Origin of the sequence: Thermopolyspora flexuosa, assembly GCF_006716785.1 — a bacterium.
GTDB classification, from domain to species: Bacteria; Actinomycetota; Actinomycetes; order Streptosporangiales; family Streptosporangiaceae; genus Thermopolyspora; species Thermopolyspora flexuosa.
Window position 1 is genome coordinate 4,768,334 of record NZ_VFPQ01000001.1, and the last position, 18,397, is coordinate 4,786,730.

The window sequence follows — 18,397 nt, forward strand, 5'->3', positions numbered from 1 at the left end:
CCTGGGGGACGGGCGGCCGGTGCGCCGTCCGGCCGCACTCGCGGATGCGACGGTTGTCGAGGTGAAGGCGCAGACATCCAGGTTAGTCCCTTTGTGAAGGGACGCACAAAGTGACTGCGCCGGTCCTCACCGTCCACGCGGGTGTCTGTATTCCAGGGTCCCAGCCGGGGGTGCCGGTCCCGCGCCCGGCCCCGCCTCACGGCCGCCCGGCCGGTGCGCCCACCCCGGCGGCCCCGCCGTACGCTTGCGGTATGGCTCCTAGCGATCACCACATCACCCTGTACGGCAAGCCCGGATGCCACCTGTGCGACGAGGCCCGCGAGGTCATCGCGCGGGTGGCGGGCGAGCTCGGCGTGACCTGGGAGGAGCGCGACATCACCGCCGACGAGGAGGCCTACGCCAAGTACTGGGAGCTGATCCCGGTCACCCTGATCGACGGCGTGCAGCACGACTACTGGCGGGTGGACGAGGCGCGGCTGCGCGCGGCGCTCGCCCGCTGAGCCCGCCGTCCCCTGGACCGCCGGCCAGGCGGATGCGAGCAGGGCTCAGATGCGGAACGCGGTGGGCAGCGGGACCACCTTGGCGCTGTTCACGTTGAGCTCGATGACGTTGGCCGCGAGCACGTGGTTGACCCGCTCGCTGGCGAACCGCTCCATGTGCGGCTGCCGCTGGTGCTCCAGGTAGGCGTGCTCGTCCCGGTACAGCTCGTACACGATGCGCTGCAGCGGGGCGGACTTCACCGAGTGGCAGGCGAAGACCAGCGTGTCCGGCTCGTTGCGCTTGACCGCCTCGACGGTCTCGGCGGCGAGCCGGTCGAACGCCTCGCCCGCGCCGTCCACCAGCGTGAACACGGTGAGCAGGCCGTAGATGCCGGGGGCGAGCCCGCCGTCGGGGGGCGTCTGCTGGGCGGCGAGATCGGCCGCGGCCTCCCGCGCCTTCAGGTCGGCCGGGGTGAACAGCGCGCCGGTCGCCGGCATGTCGTCGGGCGCCGGGCCGCCGCCGTGCCGCGGGCCCTGCGGCGCGGCGTGGCGGGCGCCGTTGGGCCCGACCGGCGGCATCACCCCGCCGGTGGAGGGGCCGGAGAACGGCCCCGCGGCCATGCGGGCGGCGTAGTCGACCTCACCGGACTCCCCCGCCCGGTACTCCGCGACCAGGTCGCCGAGGCCCGAGCGGCGCGGCGGCGCGCCGGGACCGCCGAAGGCTCCGGCGGGCGCGGGGGCCGGTCCCGCACCGGGCGGACGGCCCGGCGGAACCCCCGGGCCCGCGACCGGCCGTCCGGGCGGCTGCGGCCCGCGCGGCCCCTGCGGTCCCTGCGGCCCTCGCGGACCGTGCGGCCCGCCGGGCTCGGGCGCCCGCGGCCCGGGGCCGCCGTGTTCGAACGCCGCCCGCACGTGCTCGTCCTGTCGTCCGCGCCGCGGGTCGGACTCCACCGCCCACTCCTCTCCGTCGACCTCGTCCTCCTCCTCGTCCTCGTACGGCGCGAGCGGCCGGGCCATGACGTACCAGATCCCCCCGACCGCCGCGGTGAACACGAGGGCGGCGGCGATGCCGGGCACCGCGAACCGCATCGACGCCTCCACGCCGATGCCCGCGGGCACGAGCACCACCAGCGCGTGCATGTTGTCGGCGTCGAGGTCGTCGCCCTTGCGCCAGCGCAGCAGCGAGACGATCAGCGCGATCAGCAGGACGAGCAGGACGAGGCCGTGCGTCCCCATGATCAGGTACGTGGGGATGACGTCCCAGTGGTCCTCGCCGACGGGCAGCCGCTTGCCGAACCTGTCGAAGCCGGTGATCGGGTCGGCGATGAGGATCACCGTCACGACGATCGTGAACGCGGTGCCGAACAGCCAGGCGAGGAACCGGGTGGGCGTCTTGAGCGCGAGCAGCTGGATCACCCCGATGGCGAGCCAGAACGGGGCGAGCGCCGCGCCCGCCAGCTGGTAGATCCGGAAGGTCACCTCGCCGAACCCGACCACGTGCCCCGTGGCGATCGCGCCGAGCGAGACGCCCAGCGCCGCCGTCGCCACCGCCCATGCGATGGGCCAGCCCTGGCGGTCGTCCCGGATGCGGCCGACGAGGACGACGATCGTGATGACCGCGAGCAGGGCGCCCGCGAACGCGGTGACAGCGACGAGTACTTCCATGGTGTGACCAATGCTGCCGGAGCCTGCCGTCGAACCGGTAGCCGGTCCCGAGACTCTAACGTCCAGGGCGGCACCGGCCGGGCCCCGTCCCGCCGCCCCCGTCCGGTCCGCGCGCCCGCCGCACGGGCCGGAACCGAACACGGTTCCACCGGATAAGAGATACGAAAAGGGTAGGCAACCACCAACTTGGATTGTGTTATTTCGCGAAGATTCTTAGAGTAAGCCCACGCCGTTTCCCCTTCCCCCCGGGATACCGGATGTCGAACACATGGCCGTTCGCCGGGTTGGCACCTCCCGTGGACGGAGTGGCCAAACCCATCCGCGACGGCGACAAGGCCGTACGCGAACACGCCACACCCGAGATCAGCAGACTTCGCATACTCGTCCTGCGCGCGAAGATGGGCGACGCGGAGGCCTTCGGCACGCTCTATGACCGATACCTCGACCTGGTGTATCGCTACATCTACTTCCGGGTCGGTTCACACGCGCTCGCCGAAGACCTCACCAGTGAAACGTTCTTACGCGCACTCCGCGGTATCGGCGACTTCACCTGGCAGGGCCGTGACTTCGGCGCCTGGCTCGTCACGATCGCCCGCAACCTCGTGGCCGACCACTTCAAATCCGGCCGTCACCGGCTGGAGGTGTCCACCGCCGAGGTGCTCGACACCCCGCTCGACGGCCCGCACATCCCCGAGAACGCCGTGGTCCGCAACATGATCAACGAGCGGGTGCTGCGCGCCGTCCGGGAGCTCGGCCCCGAGCAGCAGGAGTGCATCGTGCTGCGGTTCCTGCACGGCATGAGCCTCGCCGAGACCGCGCTCATCATGGGGAAGAACAGCGGGGCGATCAAGGCGCTGCAGTTCCGCGCGATCCGCGCCCTCGGCCGGGCGCTCGCCACGGACCTGCGGCCGTGAATCCGCGCTCATCGCACCGCGGCACGTAACCCCGCGGTGCCGCCCGTCGTTGGGTGTTGTGCGAGAGATCACCCAGGGGGGCAGGAGCGCTCATGGACGACAGGCGGTCCCGGCGATGCGCGTCGGGCGGATGCGCCGGCGCGCGGCACGCCCGCCGTACCGGCCGGCACGACGACCCGGCCGAGCCCCGGCACGGCGCCCCGCACGAGCCTCCCCGCGAGCGCGCCCGGGACGCGGCCCACGACCGGGGTCACGACCGCCTGCACCGGCCGCGGCGTACCGCGGCGCGCCGCCGCTCGGCCCGCGAGCGGATGCCGGAGGAGGCCGAGGAGGTCATCGCCCGCCTCGCCGAGCTGCGCGACGCGCTCGGCGGGCCGCGTCCGGAGTTCCGCGCCCGGCTGCGCGAGACCCTGCTCAGCGCGCACGAGGAGCTGCGCCGGTCCGCGCCCGAGGGCTCAGGCGGCCCCGCCGCGGACCGGGCCGCGGCGGCCCTCGCCGTACCGCCGCCCGCGTTCCGGCCGTCGCTGCGGGTACGGCTGCGCTCGGCGGCGCTCGCCCTCGCCCTGCTCGCCGCGCTGCTCGGCATGAGCTGGGGCGTGCAGCACGCGGTGCCCGGCGACACGCTGTACCCGATCAAGCGCGCCACCGAGTCCGCGCTCATCCGGCTGAGCGTGGACGAGACCGCCCGCGCCGAGCGCGAGCTCGACACCGCGCACAACCGCGCCACCGAGGTCGCCGTGCTCGCCGCCGATCCGGCGCGGAAAAAGCTGCTGGAGAAGACGATCGACGATATGGCGTCGACGACGCGGTCGGCGATCCGCACGCTCACCCGGGCGAAAGGCGGCGCCCGCGACCACGGAAAACTGCGGCGTTTCGCCGCGGAACAACGGAACGTGGTCGAACCGTTGATCCCCGCGCTCAACGGAAGCAGTAAGGAAAAAGCCAGCGCCTACCTGCACCTTATCGAGGGATTCGAGGACCCCTGACGGTAACCGCGGCCATACGCCCGGCGATAAGCGCCGCGCCGCTCGCCGTGCGGTTTTCCGTCACCTGCGGCCGTTAAGCTGGATTGTCATGAGACGGCTATGGAGACGACGGGAACGTGCCGAGCTGGCGGGTGAGGCGGCCGCGGCCGCCGCCCGGCCGGTGCCGAGCACCGACCCGGATCCCACTGCCGCGGCGTTCTTCGACGTGGACAACACGATGATGCGGGGCGCCTCCATCTACTACTTCGCCCGGGGGCTCGCCGCGCGCGGCCTGTTCACGACGAAGGACCTGTTGATGTTCGCGCTCGGCCAGGCGATCTTCCGGATCCGGGGCAACGAGAACCCCGACCACATCGCCAAGGCGAAGGAGACCGCGCTCGCCTTCGTCGCCGGGCTCAAGGTCGAGGACGTGGTACGGCTCGGCGAGGAGATCTACGACGAGGAGATGGCCGACCGGATCTGGCCGGGCACCCGTCAGCTCGCCCAGAACCACCTCGACGCCGGCGAGCGGGTCTGGCTCGTCACGGCGACGCCGATCGAGCTCGCCCAGGTGATCGCCCGGCGGCTCGGCCTCACCGGCGCGCTCGGCACGGTGGCCGAGACCAGGGACGGCGTCTACACCGGCCGTCTCGTCGGTGACCTGCTGCACGGCCCGGCGAAGGCCGAGGCGGTGCGCGCGCTCGCCCGCCGCGAGGGCCTCAACCTCGCGCACTGCTCCGCCTACAGCGACTCGGCGAACGACCTGCCGATGCTGCGGCTGGTCGGCAACCCGGTGGCGATCAACCCGGACGCCGAGCTGCGCGAGGAGGCGAAGGCGAACGGCTGGGTGATCAAGGACTGGCGGTCCGGCCGCAAGGCCACGATGATCGGGCTGCCCATCGCGGCCGGCGCGGGGGCGCTCGCCGGCGGCATCGCCGCGGGCATCGCGCTGCGGCGCCACTACCGGCAGGCCTGACCTTTCCCCGTCGTGTTCACCACCGTCTCATCGCACCCCGCCCTCTGCCGCGGTGCCGTACGGCCCGGCCCGCCGGTCAGCGTCCGGCGCGGGCCCGGCAGCCGAGCAGGAAGCCGCGCAGCTCCCGGTTCACCACGTCGGGACGTTCCAGGGCGATCAGGTGCCCGGCACCCGCCACCACCGACAGCACCGCGTCCGGCAGCAGGTCGGCGATCCGCCGCCCGTGCACCGGCGGGGTGACCCGGTCGGCGGACCCCACCATGATCAGCGTCTCCACCCGGCGCAGCGCGGCGAGCGGCGCGGGGTCCTCGCGCAGCAGCAGGTCGTGGAAGTACCCGGGCAGCGCCGCCGGCGGCGCCGCCGCGACGCGTTCCCCGACCCACCGGATGTGGTCGCGCGTCGCCCGCGCCCGCGACTCGGCGCACCGCGCGTCCGCGCCGGGACGCTGCTCGAACCGCCGGTCAAGACGAGAACGCGGCACGCCGCGCGAGGCGGGTGCCGCGACGTGGGTCTGCGGGAGCGGGCACGGTGTCATCGGCAGGCCGCCCGAGGCCGTGGCCGCTGACGCGGTCCGTGACACGACATGCCCGGCATGGCCGTACCTGCCCGGGCCGGGCCTGCTGCGCGGGAACGGGATCACCGGGGCGAGCCGCACCGGTCCCTCCGCCGGTTCCGGCCCGGGCGGGCCGGAGGCGACCGGCCATCGCCGGTCCGGCGGGGTGTCGGACACGAGGCGGCCGCAGGACGGGCCGAGCAGGGCGGCGCCGACCACGCGGCCGCCGAACAGGTCGCCGTGCCGGGCGGCGAGGGAGAGGATCGCGACCGCGCCCATCGCGTGCCCGGCGAGCACCACCGGCACGTCCGGCGGCACGGTGCGCTCGAGCACCGCGGCGAGGTCGTCGCCGAGCCGGTCCACGGTGAGCGAGCCGCCCGGCGCGGAGCCGCCGTGGCCGCGGTGGTCGTAGCGGACGAGGGTGGCCGTGCCCGCGAGCGCCCGGCGCTGGAACCGCCACGCCCGGCGGTCGAGCAGCCAGCCGTGGGCGAACACGACGGCGAGCCGCGATCCGGGGCACTCGTCGACGTCCGCGGCGAGCCGTACCCCGTCGTCGGCGGTCACGGTGACGGGCCTGCCGCACCGGTCACGCGGCGCCCGGCGGGCGGCGATCCCGATCTCGGCGCCGGTCAGCAGGCCGGCCAGAGCGATCCTGCGCCCGGAACGGCGCGCGCTCCTGGATGCCTCCACGCCGCCTGACCATAGCGTCGGGAAAGCTTCACCGTTCGCGAAATAACCGGAAAAGATGGGGTCACAGGAACGGGGGGAACGCGTGCCCCCGGCGCAGCCGCAGCGCGTTGAGCCGGTGCTGGATGATCTCCCGCACCTGGTCGGTGAGGTTGAACACCAGCATCGGGTCGTCGGCCTCCTCCGGATCGAACTCGTCGGTGCGCACCGGCTCGCCGAACTCGATCATCCACTTCGACGGCAGCGGGATGAGGCCGAACGGCCCGAGCCACGGGAAGAACGGGGTGATCGGCAGGTACGGCAGGCCGAGCAGCCGGGCGAGCGGCCGCAGGTCGCCGATCTTGGGGTAGATCTCCTCGGCCCCCACGATCGCGCACGGGATGATCGGCACCCCGGCGCGGATCGCCGAGGCGACGAAGCCGCCCCGGCCGAACCGCTGCAGCCGGTAGCGCTCGGAGAACGGCTTGCCCACGCCCTTGAAGCCCTCGGGGAACACCCCGACGAGCTCGCCCTTGCGCAGCAGCCGGTCGGCGTCCTCCGGGCAGGCGAGGGTGTGGCCGCTCTTGCGGGACAGGTGCCCGAGCACCGGAAGCTGGTAGACCAGGTGCGCGCCGAGCAGCCGGATCGGGCGGTGCGCGGGGTGGTCGTCGTGCAGCGCCACCTGGAGCATGAGCGCGTCGACCGGCAGCGTGCCGGAGTGGTTCGCGACCACGAGCGCGCCCGACTCGTCCGGAACGTTCTCCAGGCCGAGCGTCTCCACCCGGAACCAGTGCCGGTACAGCGGGCGGAGCAGCTCCAGAATGACCTTGTCGTTGAACTCCGGGTCGAACCCGAACTCGTCGACCTCGTACTCGCCCGCGAGGCGCCGCCGCAGGAACGCGAGCGCCTCGGCGACGTCGATGCCGATCATCGCCGGCCACCCGCCCGGCCGACGCCGAGACCGGACAGCCAGTCGATCACCTTGACCGGCAGCCCTTCGCCCAGGCCCTGCGACCGGAGGAAGTCGTCGAAGGCGGCGGAGGTGCTGTACTTCGGCCGCCAGCCGAGCTCCGCCGCGAGCCGGGCGGTGTCCACCGCCCGGCCGTGGCTCATCAGCGCCAGCTGCTCAGGGGAGAAGTTCACCCGGCCGACGCTCCGCGCCAGCTCGCCCAGGATGCGGAAGGCCGGGGACGGCACCGGGATGGTCGGCTTCCCTGCCCGCCGTACGCACTGGGAGAGCAGCATGACGCCGTCACCCGCCACATTGAACGTTCCGTTGTGGTCCTCCAGGGCCATGCGGCGCAGCACCTCCACCGCGTCGTCCTCGTGGACGAACTGCAGGCGAGGGTCGAAGCCGAGGACCGTCGGCAGGACCGGCTGGAGGAAGTACCGGGTGAGGGGGGAGTCGACCCCGGGGCCCATGAAGTTGGCGAAGCGCAACAGGCTCACCGTCACGTCCGGGCGCCGCCGGGCGAAGCCGCGCACGTACCCCTCGACCTCACACGCGTCCTTGGCGTACCCGTGCGTCGGCGGTTCGTGCGGCTCGGTGTCCTCGGTGAACATCGCCGGATCGTGCGGCGAGGAGCCGTAGACGGCCGTGGTGGAACGCACCACCACGCGGGAGACCGTCTCCGACCGCTGGCACGCGGCCAGTAACTGCATGGTGCCGATAACGTTGTGCTCTTTCATCAGCGAGCGGCTCGCGCCCTGGCTCGGGGCGCTCACCAGGCTCATGTGCACAACGGTATCGATGTCCGCCGCCGCGATGACCTGGGCGATGTCGGGGCTGCGCAGGTCGACCCGGACGAACTCGACCCTGCCGAGCTCGTGCGATGGCGGCGGCACCGTGTCGACTCCGATGACCCGGGTGATCTCCGGGTCCGCTGCGAGCACGCCGGCCAACCGCGCGCCGATATGGCGGGATACCCCGGTGACGAGCACGGTGTGGGCCATCGACGCCTCGCAGACTCCGTTCGCTACTTCTTGTTACGCCGCTGGACTCGAGTGCGCTTGAGCAGCTTACGGTGCTTCTTCTTCGCCATCCGCTTGCGACGCTTCTTGATGACAGAGCCCACGGGACCCCCAGAACGGTAGTTGAGGATGTCGTTACGAGGATTCGGTGTAGAAGGACACCGACCAAACAGCCTACCGGCGTTCTCGGGCTGATCGCCCATCGGGAGGGCCCTGTGTTCATCACGACGCCGTGTAGCGACGGTCCGGTTATCGTCGCGGCGCGGTCAGCGCGCGTAAAACCCGGCCGCCGCGCCGTTCCCGGGTACGGCATGCCGTGATGCCGGCGGATGGCGTCGGGACGGCTCGCCCTGACGGCCCGGATACGGCCGCGGAACCGACGCGGAAAACGGCGGCGTGAACGACGCGAATGCCCGCCACCGCTCCGGCGGGTCGCACCGGCGCGCGCCCGCCGCGCCGGCGGCCGCCGTACCCGTCGGCGATCGGCGTCGATCACCGCGACGGCCGCACGGTGCTCGCCGTACGCCTCCGGCGGTGCGCCGGCCCCTGGGCCGGCCGCCGTGGCGGTGGACCGCGGCCGTTCACCCCGCGGCGGTGGCGGGGCGTGGGTACGGGGGGTGGGCGCCGGCACGCCGCGGCGCACCGGCGCCGGCCGCCTCAGGCGCTCATCCCGCCTCGATGAACGCGTCTCTGAGGTAGTCGTGCACCGCCTGCTCGGGTACGCGGAAGGATCGGCCGACCCGGATGGCCGGCAGCTCACCCGAGTGCACCAGCCGGTACACCGTCATCTTGGAGACCCGCATGACCGTGGCGACCTCCGCCACCGTCAGGAACTTCACCTCGCTGAGAGGTCTTTCGCCTGCACCCATCGGACGCCTCTCCCGCACGTGTTTCCGGGTTGTCCCCACCTGTGCCATTGCTCACGCACGTGTACTGCTGTCAGCGTAAGTCGCGAGTCCGATGGAGCAAACCCCCTATTCCATCAAGCAGCGGTGACCCGTGCCACCTAAAACGACAAAATCCCAGGCAGCAACCGGTATGGCGGAAGGGATCGATCTTTGGAACGGACCAACCGGCGGACATTACAGTCATGCACTATTGTCAAAAAGATGCCAGCCGATCCGTGATCACCAACAAACCGGGCCGCGATGCCCATGTTCCGACATGTACGGATTGGACGTCGCGCGCCTCAGAGGTCACGTGTGATCCGGTGGATGAGGTACTCCGTGAGCGGGCGGTAGTACCGCGGGAGCACGTTGTCGTCGAGCGGCACCGCCACCGCGATCTTGCCCTCGGCCTCGCCGACGAAGAGCGCGGGGTCGTTGCAGTCGGCGAACCCGACCGTCTCGATGCCCGCCTCGCCGGCCGCGCCCGCCCAGCCGTGGTCGGCGATCACCAGGTCGGGGCGGGGCTCGCCGCGCCGGTCGAGCTCCTCAAGGATCGCCACCATGGGGTCGGCGTCGTGGGTGTGCACGAACGAGCCGCGGTCGTCGAGCATGGCGACGTCGTCGAGGTACCGGATCCGGCGCCGCCGCCCGTAGCCGCCGACGCACTCGCCGCCCTCGGCGGGCGTGATCACGGTCGCGCCGTACGCGGCCGCGGTCCGGGCGAGCGCGGTGTGGATGGCGAGCAGCCCGGTGGGATGCCCGGTCGCGAACAGCACGCGCGCCGAGCCGCGGGCGAGCACCGCGCCGATGCGGTCGGCCATCGCCTCCAGCGCGTCGATCGTCCGGTCGGGGTCGATGGTGTCCTGGCCCTCGCGGTGCTCGGGGTCCGGGGAGACGCCGACCGACTTCGCCATGAGGCCGAGCACGTCGGCGTAGCTCCAGTCCTCGGAGATGTCGAGGCCGAACAGGTAGTACGGGTCGCGCAGGGCGAGCGAGCGGTAGTGGTCGAGGTTGTTCTCGCGGGGGGTGGCGACGTGCCCGGCGATCCTCGTGCGGATCAGATGCTCCCGCAGCTCCTCCCGGGTGGGGACGCGGCCGGTGCGCCCACCGGGGTCAGGCACGCTCGCGGCACCCATGTGCACTCCCGTCCGTCTCGTCGGTCGCAGTCCCGCCCGCCGCGGGCGGTCGGCCGCCTAACGCGGCTAGGGCAGAGGATCAAGGCCGCGCAGCGGGAAGATGGCGTTTCGCGTCGCCATGATCGCCCGGTCGACCGGATCCGCCGGGTCATAACCATCTGAGATATCACGAAATTCCGGATTTCGCCCGTCCGTCATGCTGAGCGGGGCGCTCTCGCACATGCGCTCTCCCACCAGCGCCCGCCAGCGCGGCGGCGTCTCGGTCTCCGGATCGAGCGGACGGCCCGCCGCCTCCGCGATCAGGTGGGTCCACGCCCGCGGCACCACCTGCACCAGGGCGTACCCGCCCCCGCCGGTGGCGAGCCACCGCCCGCCCGCGGTCTCGTGCGCCAGCCGGTGCAGCGCCGCGTACGCCGCGCGCTGGCCGTCCACCGAGAGCTTCAGGTGGGCGAGCGGGTCGAGCTCGTGGCCGTCGCAGCCGTGCTGGGTGACGAGCACCTGCGGGGCGAACTCCCGCAGCAGCGGCGGCACGAGCGCGTGGAACGCCCGCAGCCACTCGGCGTCGCCGCAGCCCGCCGGGAGCGCCACGTTCACCGCGGTCCCCTCGGCCCCGGTCTCGCTCGGGTACCCGGTGCCCGGGAAGAGCGTGCGCGGGGACTCGTGCAGGCTGATCGTGAGCACCCGGGGGTCGTCGTAGAACATCGCCTGCACGCCGTCCCCGTGGTGCACGTCGACGTCCACGTACGCGATGCGCTCGGCGCCGTTCTCGAGCAGCCAGGCGATCGCCACCGCCGGGTCGTTGTAGACGCAGAAGCCGCTCGCGGTCGCCGGCATCGCGTGGTGCAGCCCGCCCGCGATGTTGAGCGCGTGCTGCGCCTCGCCGGTCCACACCGCCTTGGCCGCCGCCAGCGTCGCGCCCGCCACGAGCGCCGACGCCTCGTGCACGCCGGGGAAGGCCGGGTTGTCCGTGGTGCCGAGGCCGTGCCGTACGTCCGGGGCGCCCCACTGGGAGACCTGCTTGACCGCCTCGATGTACTCGCGGGTGTGCACCCGCGCGAGGTCGTCGTCCGTGGCGGGTGCGCACCCGGCCAGCTCCACGTGGTCGAGCACACCGAGCTCCTTGGCGAGGGCCATGGTGAGCTCGACCCGTACCGGGGCGAGGGGATGGCCGGGGCCGAAGTCGTAGCCGATGAGCCCGTCGTCCCACACCACGCGCACGGAATCGCTCATGTCGTGACGGTACCGCACCGACCGGCACGTGCCGTACACGGCCCGCCACGATCGCCTCCCGGCCCCGCGCGGGTACGGCGCGCCGGGTGGGTCAGCCGGAGGCGAGCTCGCGCCCGCGGTCGCGCGCGGCCGAGATCGCGTCGAGGAAGGCGGCGCGCACCCGGTGCCGCTCCAGCTCGGCGACGGCCGCGATCGTGGTGCCGCCCGGCGAGGTCACCGCCTCGCGCAGGATGACCGGGTGCTCCCCGGAGTCGCGCAGCATGATCGCCGAGCCGACGAGCGTCTGGATCACCATCTCCAGCGCGGCGGCGCGCGGCATGCCGAGCAGGATGCCTGCGTCGACCATCGCCTCGACGAGGTAGAAGAAGTACGCCGGGCCGCTGCCGGAGAGCGCGGTGGCCGCGTCCTGCAGCGACTCGGGGAGGCGCAGCACCTTGCCGACCGGGGAGAACAGCTCCTCGACCCGGCGCAGGTGCTCCTCCTCGGCGTGCGAGCCCGCCGAGATCACGCTCATCGCCTCGTCCACGAGCACCGGGGTGTTCGACATCACCCGCACCACCGGCACCCGCTCCTTGATCCGCGCCTCGACGAACGCGGTGGTGATGCCGGCCGCCGCCGAGATCACCAGCGTGCCCGCGGGCACGTGCGGCCCGATCTCGTCGAGCAGGCGCGCCATGTCCTGCGGCTTCACGGCGAGGACGAGGGTGCTCGCGGTCTGCGCCGCCTCGACGTTCGGCACCACCCGCACCTTGTACCGCTCGGCGATGACCTCGCCGCGCTCCGGGCGGCGCACGGTGGCGAGCACGCGGTCCGGCTCGAAACCCGCGCGCAGCAGGCCCGACAGCAGGGCCTCGCCCATCTTCCCGGTTCCCAGAATCGCGATAGGCACGGCCTCACCCTACAAGCGCCGCAGCAGGTATCCGTACCAGGCCGTGCCGTACGGCACGTGCACCCGGACCGCCGCGCCGAGGCCGCGCAGCCGGCGCTGCTCGGCGGCCCGGACGCCGTACGGCAGCTGGAACTCGCAGTCGCCCGGTTCCCGCTCGTTGAGGGTGGCGAGCACCGAGGCGATCTCGAGCATGCGGCCGTCGTGGGTGGCGACCGCCACGTGGCCCCGGCCCGCCATGAGCACCCGCAGGCAGCGCACGAACGAGCGGTCGATCGCGTGGCCGGTGCGGTACGCGAGCGCGGCCCCGTCGCGCGCCGCCGCGCCGGGCAGGCCCTTGCGTAGCCGTACCCGCCGGTCGGTGAGCAGGCGGCAGTGCTCCTCGGCGGCGCGCAGGCAGGCGGGGACGGTGACGCCCGCGTCCGGGTGCTCCCTGCCCAGCTCGGCGTGGAGCGCGATCAGCCGCCCGGCGGGCACCCGCTCCTCCGCCAGGTCGAGGGTGACCGTCGCCCCGGCGTCGCGGGCGGCCGCGCACAGCCGGGCCGCGGCGTCGAGCGCGCGCCGCTCGTCCGCGGGCAGGCCGAGCGCCCCGGCGTCCACGGTGAGGTCGGCGCCCCGGGCGAGGCCGCGGGCGGCGAGCCGGTCGAGCAGCCGCAGGTACTCCGCGACCGTGTGCTCGGCCCGGCGGCGGACCGCCTCGGGCCCATCGGTACGGCGCGGCGCCCGCGGGTCCCGGCCGAAGGCGTCGGGCTCCCCCAGGTACTCGATGGTCACCGGCAGCCCCTCGGCGGCGAGGGCGGCGGTGGCCCGCACCGCGGCGGCCGCGTCCGGGCCGGGGACGTACCGGCGCAGCAGGCGGTGGGCGAGCGGCGAGCCCGCCACGAGCCGTTCGACGTACCGGCCGGTCTCCTGCCGGGACAGGGCGGCGAGGACGTTGCGCACTCCCCCAAGCGTACGTGCCGGACCCGCCGCCGCCCGGGAGCCGCACCCGCACGTCGCGGGCGTACGACCGGCCCGGCGCGGCGTCCCCGCGCACCCGCGCCGACCTGCGCGGATGACGCCCGAGCGGTGCGGGCGGCGCGCGGTGAACCGGGAGGGCGCGCTCTCACGTCATTAGGGCTATGCGAAGGATTTGCCTGGCGGCGCTCGTCCTGCTCGTCGCCGCCTGCGGAAACCCGGCGCCGGACGACTCCTCGGCGCCCACCACGGCACGGCGGCCGGACGCCGCCACCCTTGCTCCGGACACCCCGGACTCCGGTTCGAACCACGGCTCGGGCGGCGCGGACGCCACCCCGTCGCCGAGCGCGTCCCCGGTGACCCCGAAGGGCGGCACGATCAAGCCGCGGAAGATCCCGTGGACGAGCGCCGAGCCCGTCGGCGACGGGCGGACGCTCCGCGTCGTGTGGACCTCCGGGGTCGAGCCGTGCGCCACGCTCGACCGGGTGGAGGTCGACGAGACCCGCGGCAAGGTCACCGTCACGCTCTACGAGGGTCCGTCGCGTGCCTCGCCGGACGCGGTGTGCATCGAGATCGCGATCACCAAGGTCACCGAGGTGCGGCTGGACGAGCCGCTCGGGGATCGCAAGGTCGTCGACGGAGCGCGCTGACGGGGGTCACCGGGAGCCCGGGCGCCGTCGGAAGGCCGTGCCGTAAGGCGGAGCGGTCCCCCGGGACGGCCGTTTCGGTCCGGGGCGGCCGTGGAATAGAACCGCACGCAAGAGAGTTGAGTCGGATAGGCTCAAGTCTGTTGACAAAGGTTGGCCGATCCGTAACATTGAGCCTGACAGACTCAACTTTGACTATAAGGACGTACTCATGGGACGTGCGGTAGGTATCGACCTGGGGACGACAAACTCCGTCGTCGCGGTCCTCGAAGGCGGTGAACCCACCGTCATCGCCAACGCGCAGGGCTCCCGGACCACTCCGTCCGTGGTCGCCTTCGCCAAGAACGGCGAGGTGCTCGTCGGCGAGGTCGCCAAGCGCCAGGCGGTGACCAACGTCGACCGGACGATCCGGTCGGTCAAGCGCCACATGGGGACCGGCTGGAAGAAGGAGATCGACGGCAAGACCTTCACGCCGCAGCAGATCAGCGCCTTCGTGCTGCAGAAGCTGAAGGCGGACGCCGAGGCCTACCTCGGGGAGAAGATCACCGACGCCGTCATCACCGTCCCGGCCTACTTCAACGACGCCCAGCGGCAGGCCACCAAGGAGGCCGGCCAGATCGCGGGCCTGAACGTCCTTCGCATCATCAACGAGCCCACCTCGGCGGCCCTCGCCTACGGCCTCGACAAGGAGAAGGACCAGACGATCCTCGTCTTCGACCTCGGCGGCGGCACCTTCGACGTGTCGCTGCTCGACGTCGGCTCCGAGGACGGCCACGGCTTCGTCGAGGTGAAGGCCACCAGCGGTGACAACCACCTCGGTGGTGACGACTGGGACCAGCGCATCGTCGACGAGCTGGTGCGGCGCTTCCAGAACGCGCACGGCGTCGACCTGTCCAAGGACAAGATGGCCATGCAGCGGCTGCGCGAGGCCGCGGAGAAGGCCAAGATCGAGCTGTCCCAGCAGTCGGAGACCACGATCAACCTGCCGTACATCACGGCCTCGTCCGAGGGCCCGCTGCACCTGGACGAGAAGCTCACCCGGGCCGAGTTCCAGCGGCTCACCGCCGACCTGCTCGAGCGCTGCAAGGGCCCGTTCCACCAGGTGATCAAGGACGCCGGCATCAAGGTGTCCGACATCGACCACGTGGTGCTCGTCGGCGGCTCGACCCGTATGCCGGCGGTGAGCGACCTCGTTCGCGAGCTGACCGGTAAGGAGCCGAACAAGGGCGTCAACCCCGACGAGGTGGTGGCGGTCGGCGCCGCGCTCCAGGCCGGTGTGCTCAAGGGCGAGGTCAAGGACGTCCTGCTGCTCGACGTCACCCCGCTGTCGCTCGGCATCGAGACCAAGGGCGGCATCTTCACCAAGATCATCGAGCGGAACACGACGATCCCGACCAAGCGCTCGGAGGTCTTCACCACGGCCGAGGACAACCAGCCGTCGGTGCAGATCCAGGTCTACCAGGGCGAGCGCGAGATCGCCGCGTACAACAAGAAGCTCGCCACCTTCGAGCTGACCGGCATCCCGCCGGCGCCGCGCGGCGTGCCGCAGATCGAGGTCACCTTCGACATCGACGCCAACGGCATCGTCAACGTGTCGGCGAAGGACCTCGGCACCGGCAAGGAGCAGTCGATGACCATCACCGGTGGCTCGGCGCTCCCCAAGGACGAGATCGAGCGCATGATGCGCGAGGCCGAGCAGTACGCCGAGGAGGACCGCAAGCGCCGCGAGGAGGCCGAGGTCCGCAACAACGCCGACTCGCTCGTCTACCAGACCGAGAAGTTCCTCCGGGAGAACACCGACAAGGTGCCGGCCGACGTCAAGTCGGAGGTGGAGAGCGCCATCGCCGACGTGAAGAAGGCGCTCGAGGGCACCGACATCAACACGATCCGCAGCGCCGCGGAGAAGCTCGCCACGGTCAGCCAGAAGATGGGCTCCGCGATCTACGCGCAGCAGAGCGCGTCCGGTGACGCCTCCGGCTCGGCGAGCGGCGCCTCCTCCGCGCAGGGCGGCAAGGACGAGGACGTGGTCGAGGCGGAGATCGTCGACGACGAGCCTAAGCGGGAGGGCGGCGACAAGTGACGACGCGCGAGAACGGCTCCGAACAGGGGCCGGTGATCCGCGACAACCGGAAGATCGACCCTGAGACCGGGCAGGTGCGCGAGCGCGCCATGCCCGAGCCCGGCGACATCCTCGACTCCGCGCCCGCGCAGCAGCAGGCCGGCGCTGAGCCGAAGGAGGACAAGGGCGCGGTCGACTCGCGCGTCGAGGAACTCACCAGGCAGCTCGCGGAACGCACCGAGGACCTGCAGCGGCTCCAGGCGGAGTACGCCAACTACCGCAAGCGGGTCGAGCGGGACCGGGCCGCGGTCCGCGAGCTCGCCGTCGCCTCCGTGCTCACCGAGCTGCTGCCCGTGCTCGACGACATCGGGCGGGCGCGCGAGCACGGCGAGCTCGTCGGCGGGTTCGCCAAGGTGAGCGAGGTGCTGGAGTCCGTGCTCGGCAAGCTCGGGCTGGAGTCCTTCGGCACGAAGGGCGACCCGTTCGACCCGACCGTGCACGAGGCCCTCATGCACAGCTACTCCTCGGAGGTGACCGAGACCACCTGCGTGGAGATCCTTCAGCTGGGATACCGGCTCGGCGACCGGATCCTGCGCCCGGCACGGGTCGCGGTGGCCGAGCCCGCCGAGCCCGAGCAGGATGCCACGTCCGCCGCGGATGCGGCATCCTCGGGTGAGTCGTCCTCAGGCGGGTCGTCCGAGACGCCTTCCGGCGGATCGGGCGAGTCCGCCTCGGGCGAGCCATCCTCGCAACCGGCCGGATCCGGTGACGGTTCCGGGGGCGCGACCGGAGATGATTCCGCCAAGGCCCCCGGGTCCGGCGACTGACAACCGAACATCACCTCCCTTGATCCCCTTGCCGCGAAGGACGCAATAGATGAGCACCAAGGACTACCTGGAAAAGGACTACTACGCCGTCCTTGGTGTGCCCAAGAACGCGACCGCCGAAGAGATCAAGAAGGCGTACCGCAGGCTGGCCCGGAAGTACCATCCGGACGCCAACGCGGGCGGCGACCCGGAGACCACCGCGAAGTTCAAGGAGGTCTCCGAGGCGTACGACGTCCTCTCGGATCCCAAGCGGCGCAAGGAGTACGACGAGGCGCGTGCGCTGTTCGGGTCTGGCCTCGGCGGTTTCGCCGGGGCCGGCGCCCGCGGCACCGGGTTCCCCTTCGATCTCTTCGGCGGCGTCGGCCAGCAGGGGGCGGGCGACCGGATCGGCGACCTGTTCAGCGGGTTGTTCGGCCGGGGCGGGCGCACCACCACCACCCGCCGGGCACGCCGCGGGCAGGACATCGAGTCCGAGGTCACGCTGTCGTTCAGCGAAGCGGTCCAGGGCACGACCGTCTCGCTCCGGCTGACCAGCTCCTCGGCGTGCCAGGCCTGTAACGGCACCGGCGCGAGGGCGGGCACCACCCCGCGCGTCTGCCCCACCTGCGAGGGCACCGGGGCGGCCAGCCGGAACCTGGGCAGCTTCGCCTTCTCCGAGCCGTGCCGCGACTGCCGCGGGCGTGGCCTCATCGTCGACGACCCCTGCAGGGTGTGCGAGGGCAGCGGCCGGGGCAAGAGCACCCGCACCATCCAGGCGCGCATCCCGGCGGGCGTCGCCGACGGTCAGCGCATCCGGCTGAAGGGCAAGGGCGCCCCGGGCGAGAACGGCGGCCCGGCGGGCGACCTGTACGTCCAGATCCACGTACGGCCGCACCGGGTGTTCGGCCGCTCGGGGGACAACCTCACGATCACCGTGCCGATCACGTTCACCGAGGCGGCGCTGGGCGCCGAGATCAAGGTGCCCACCCTCGGGGGCATGCCGGTCACGCTCCGCATCCCGCCGGGCACGCCGAACGGCCGCACCTTCCGGGTCCGCGGGCGCGGCGCCGCGCGCAAGGACGGCACCAAGGGCGACCTGCTGGTGACCGTCGAGGTGGCGGTGCCGCAGCACGTCGACGACGAGATGCGCGCCGCCCTGGAGAAGCTGCACGACCCGAAGGAAGGGGCCGACCTGCGGGCCGATCTCATCAAGCAGGCCCAGAGCGAGTAGTCACGGAGGGAGGGCGACGAGGCATGGACCCCAACCACCTCGACATCTCGGACGACACTCCCCTCTACGTCATCTCGGTGGCCGCTCAGCTCTCCGGCCTGCACCCGCAGACGCTGCGGCAGTACGACCGGCTCGGCCTGGTCAGCCCCGGCCGCGCCCCGGGTCGTGGGCGCCTGTACTCGCTTCGCGACATCGTGCTGCTGCGCGAGGTCCAGCGGCTCTCCCAGGAGGAGGGCATCAACCTCGCCGGCATCAAGCGCATCTTGGAGCTGGAGACCGAGAACATGCGGTTGCGGGAGGAGGTGGCCCGCCTGCGCGGCGAGCTCACCCTGATGCGCGCCCTGATCCGCTACGAACTGCCCCCGCCCG

18 protein-coding genes and 1 pseudogene are annotated in these 18,397 nt (G+C 72.4%); 9 read left to right on the plus strand and 10 right to left on the minus strand.

From position 1 onward, the window contains the following. Positions 1-251: 251 nt before the first annotated feature. On the plus strand, positions 252-500 hold the full coding sequence (locus FHX40_RS20455; protein WP_142261117.1) for a glutaredoxin family protein: 249 nt from the start codon (positions 252-254) through the stop codon (positions 498-500). 45 nt (positions 501-545) lie between these two features. On the opposite strand, the gene FHX40_RS20460 is transcribed toward FHX40_RS20455, so the two are convergent. Beyond that, the gene (locus FHX40_RS20460) at positions 546-2,144 is read right to left on the minus strand and encodes a putative quinol monooxygenase (protein WP_142261118.1); all 1,599 of its coding nucleotides are present in this window, start codon (positions 2,142-2,144) and stop codon (positions 546-548) included. 257 nt (positions 2,145-2,401) lie between these two features. On the opposite strand from FHX40_RS20460, the gene FHX40_RS20465 reads away from it, so the two are divergent. The 3 genes from FHX40_RS20465 to FHX40_RS20475 all read left to right on the plus strand — a co-directional run bounded on the left by FHX40_RS20465 (position 2,402) and on the right by FHX40_RS20475 (position 4,999). After that, positions 2,402-3,058, plus strand: coding sequence for a sigma-70 family RNA polymerase sigma factor (locus tag FHX40_RS20465; RefSeq protein ID WP_142261119.1), 657 nt, complete (start codon positions 2,402-2,404; stop codon positions 3,056-3,058). Positions 3,059-3,150: 92 nt separating this feature from the next. Next, positions 3,151-4,044 carry a DUF5667 domain-containing protein gene (locus FHX40_RS20470; protein ID WP_142261120.1) on the plus strand — a complete coding sequence of 298 codons (894 nt, stop codon included), beginning with the start codon at positions 3,151-3,153 and terminating at the stop codon, positions 4,042-4,044. Positions 4,045-4,132: 88 nt separating this feature from the next. Further along, positions 4,133-4,999 (plus strand): HAD family hydrolase, encoded by an 867-nt coding sequence (locus FHX40_RS20475; protein ID WP_142261121.1) that lies wholly within the window; start codon positions 4,133-4,135, stop codon positions 4,997-4,999. A gap of 76 nt (positions 5,000-5,075) precedes the next feature. Here FHX40_RS20475 and FHX40_RS20480 read toward each other — a convergent pair whose 3' ends face one another. The 9 genes from FHX40_RS20480 to FHX40_RS20520 all read right to left on the minus strand — a co-directional run bounded on the left by FHX40_RS20480 (position 5,076) and on the right by FHX40_RS20520 (position 13,270). After that, entirely contained in the window at positions 5,076-6,242 is a 1,167-nt protein-coding gene (locus FHX40_RS20480) for an alpha/beta fold hydrolase (RefSeq protein ID WP_142261122.1), read from the minus strand. Between the two features lie 61 nt (positions 6,243-6,303). After that, positions 6,304-7,149, minus strand: a complete 846-nt coding sequence (locus FHX40_RS20485; RefSeq protein ID WP_142261123.1) for a lysophospholipid acyltransferase family protein — start codon at positions 7,147-7,149, stop codon at positions 6,304-6,306. Further along, positions 7,146-8,171, minus strand: coding sequence for an NAD-dependent epimerase/dehydratase family protein (locus tag FHX40_RS20490; protein ID WP_142261124.1), 1,026 nt, complete (start codon positions 8,169-8,171; stop codon positions 7,146-7,148). Before FHX40_RS20490 ends, FHX40_RS20485 begins: the two co-directional genes overlap by 4 nt. A gap of 23 nt (positions 8,172-8,194) precedes the next feature. Continuing rightward, on the minus strand, positions 8,195-8,293 hold the full coding sequence (locus tag FHX40_RS20495) for a 30S ribosomal protein bS22 (RefSeq protein WP_003948845.1): 99 nt from the start codon (positions 8,291-8,293) through the stop codon (positions 8,195-8,197). Positions 8,294-8,854: 561 nt separating this feature from the next. After that, positions 8,855-9,058: a helix-turn-helix domain-containing protein gene (locus tag FHX40_RS20500; protein ID WP_030456159.1), complete on the minus strand. Its 204-nt coding sequence runs from the start codon at positions 9,056-9,058 to the stop codon at positions 8,855-8,857. 320 nt (positions 9,059-9,378) lie between these two features. Next, positions 9,379-10,197 carry a phosphatase gene (locus FHX40_RS20505; RefSeq protein WP_229788521.1) on the minus strand — a complete coding sequence of 273 codons (819 nt, stop codon included), beginning with the start codon at positions 10,195-10,197 and terminating at the stop codon, positions 9,379-9,381. 81 nt (positions 10,198-10,278) lie between these two features. Next, entirely contained in the window at positions 10,279-11,442 is a 1,164-nt protein-coding gene (locus FHX40_RS20510; protein WP_142261126.1) for an acetoin utilization protein AcuC, read from the minus strand. A gap of 91 nt (positions 11,443-11,533) precedes the next feature. Continuing rightward, on the minus strand, positions 11,534-12,331 hold the full coding sequence (gene proC, locus FHX40_RS20515; RefSeq protein WP_268241028.1) for a pyrroline-5-carboxylate reductase: 798 nt from the start codon (positions 12,329-12,331) through the stop codon (positions 11,534-11,536). Positions 12,332-12,340: 9 nt separating this feature from the next. Then, entirely contained in the window at positions 12,341-13,270 is a 930-nt protein-coding gene (locus tag FHX40_RS20520; protein WP_142261127.1) for a proline dehydrogenase family protein, read from the minus strand. A 179-nt stretch (positions 13,271-13,449) separates the two neighbouring features. Between FHX40_RS20520 and FHX40_RS20525 the strand changes: the two genes are divergently transcribed. From FHX40_RS20525 to FHX40_RS20545, 5 genes and pseudogenes are all read left to right on the plus strand, one after another. After that, positions 13,450-13,935 (plus strand): hypothetical protein, encoded by a 486-nt coding sequence (locus tag FHX40_RS20525; RefSeq protein WP_142261128.1) that lies wholly within the window; start codon positions 13,450-13,452, stop codon positions 13,933-13,935. A 208-nt stretch (positions 13,936-14,143) separates the two neighbouring features. Next, positions 14,144-16,012 (plus strand): molecular chaperone DnaK, encoded by a 1,869-nt coding sequence (gene dnaK / locus FHX40_RS20530; protein ID WP_142261129.1) that lies wholly within the window; start codon positions 14,144-14,146, stop codon positions 16,010-16,012. Beyond that, positions 16,009-16,818: a nucleotide exchange factor GrpE gene (grpE, locus tag FHX40_RS20535; RefSeq protein ID WP_189136174.1), complete on the plus strand. Its 810-nt coding sequence runs from the start codon at positions 16,009-16,011 to the stop codon at positions 16,816-16,818. The genes dnaK and grpE overlap by 4 nt, the downstream gene beginning before the upstream one ends. Before the next feature lie 49 nt (positions 16,819-16,867). Then, positions 16,868-18,028, plus strand: coding sequence for a molecular chaperone DnaJ (dnaJ, locus tag FHX40_RS20540; protein WP_142261130.1), 1,161 nt, complete (start codon positions 16,868-16,870; stop codon positions 18,026-18,028). A gap of 23 nt (positions 18,029-18,051) precedes the next feature. After that, a pseudogene (locus FHX40_RS20545) lies at positions 18,052-18,375 on the plus strand (heat shock protein transcriptional repressor HspR); the annotation flags it as partial. Positions 18,376-18,397 lie beyond the last annotated feature (22 nt).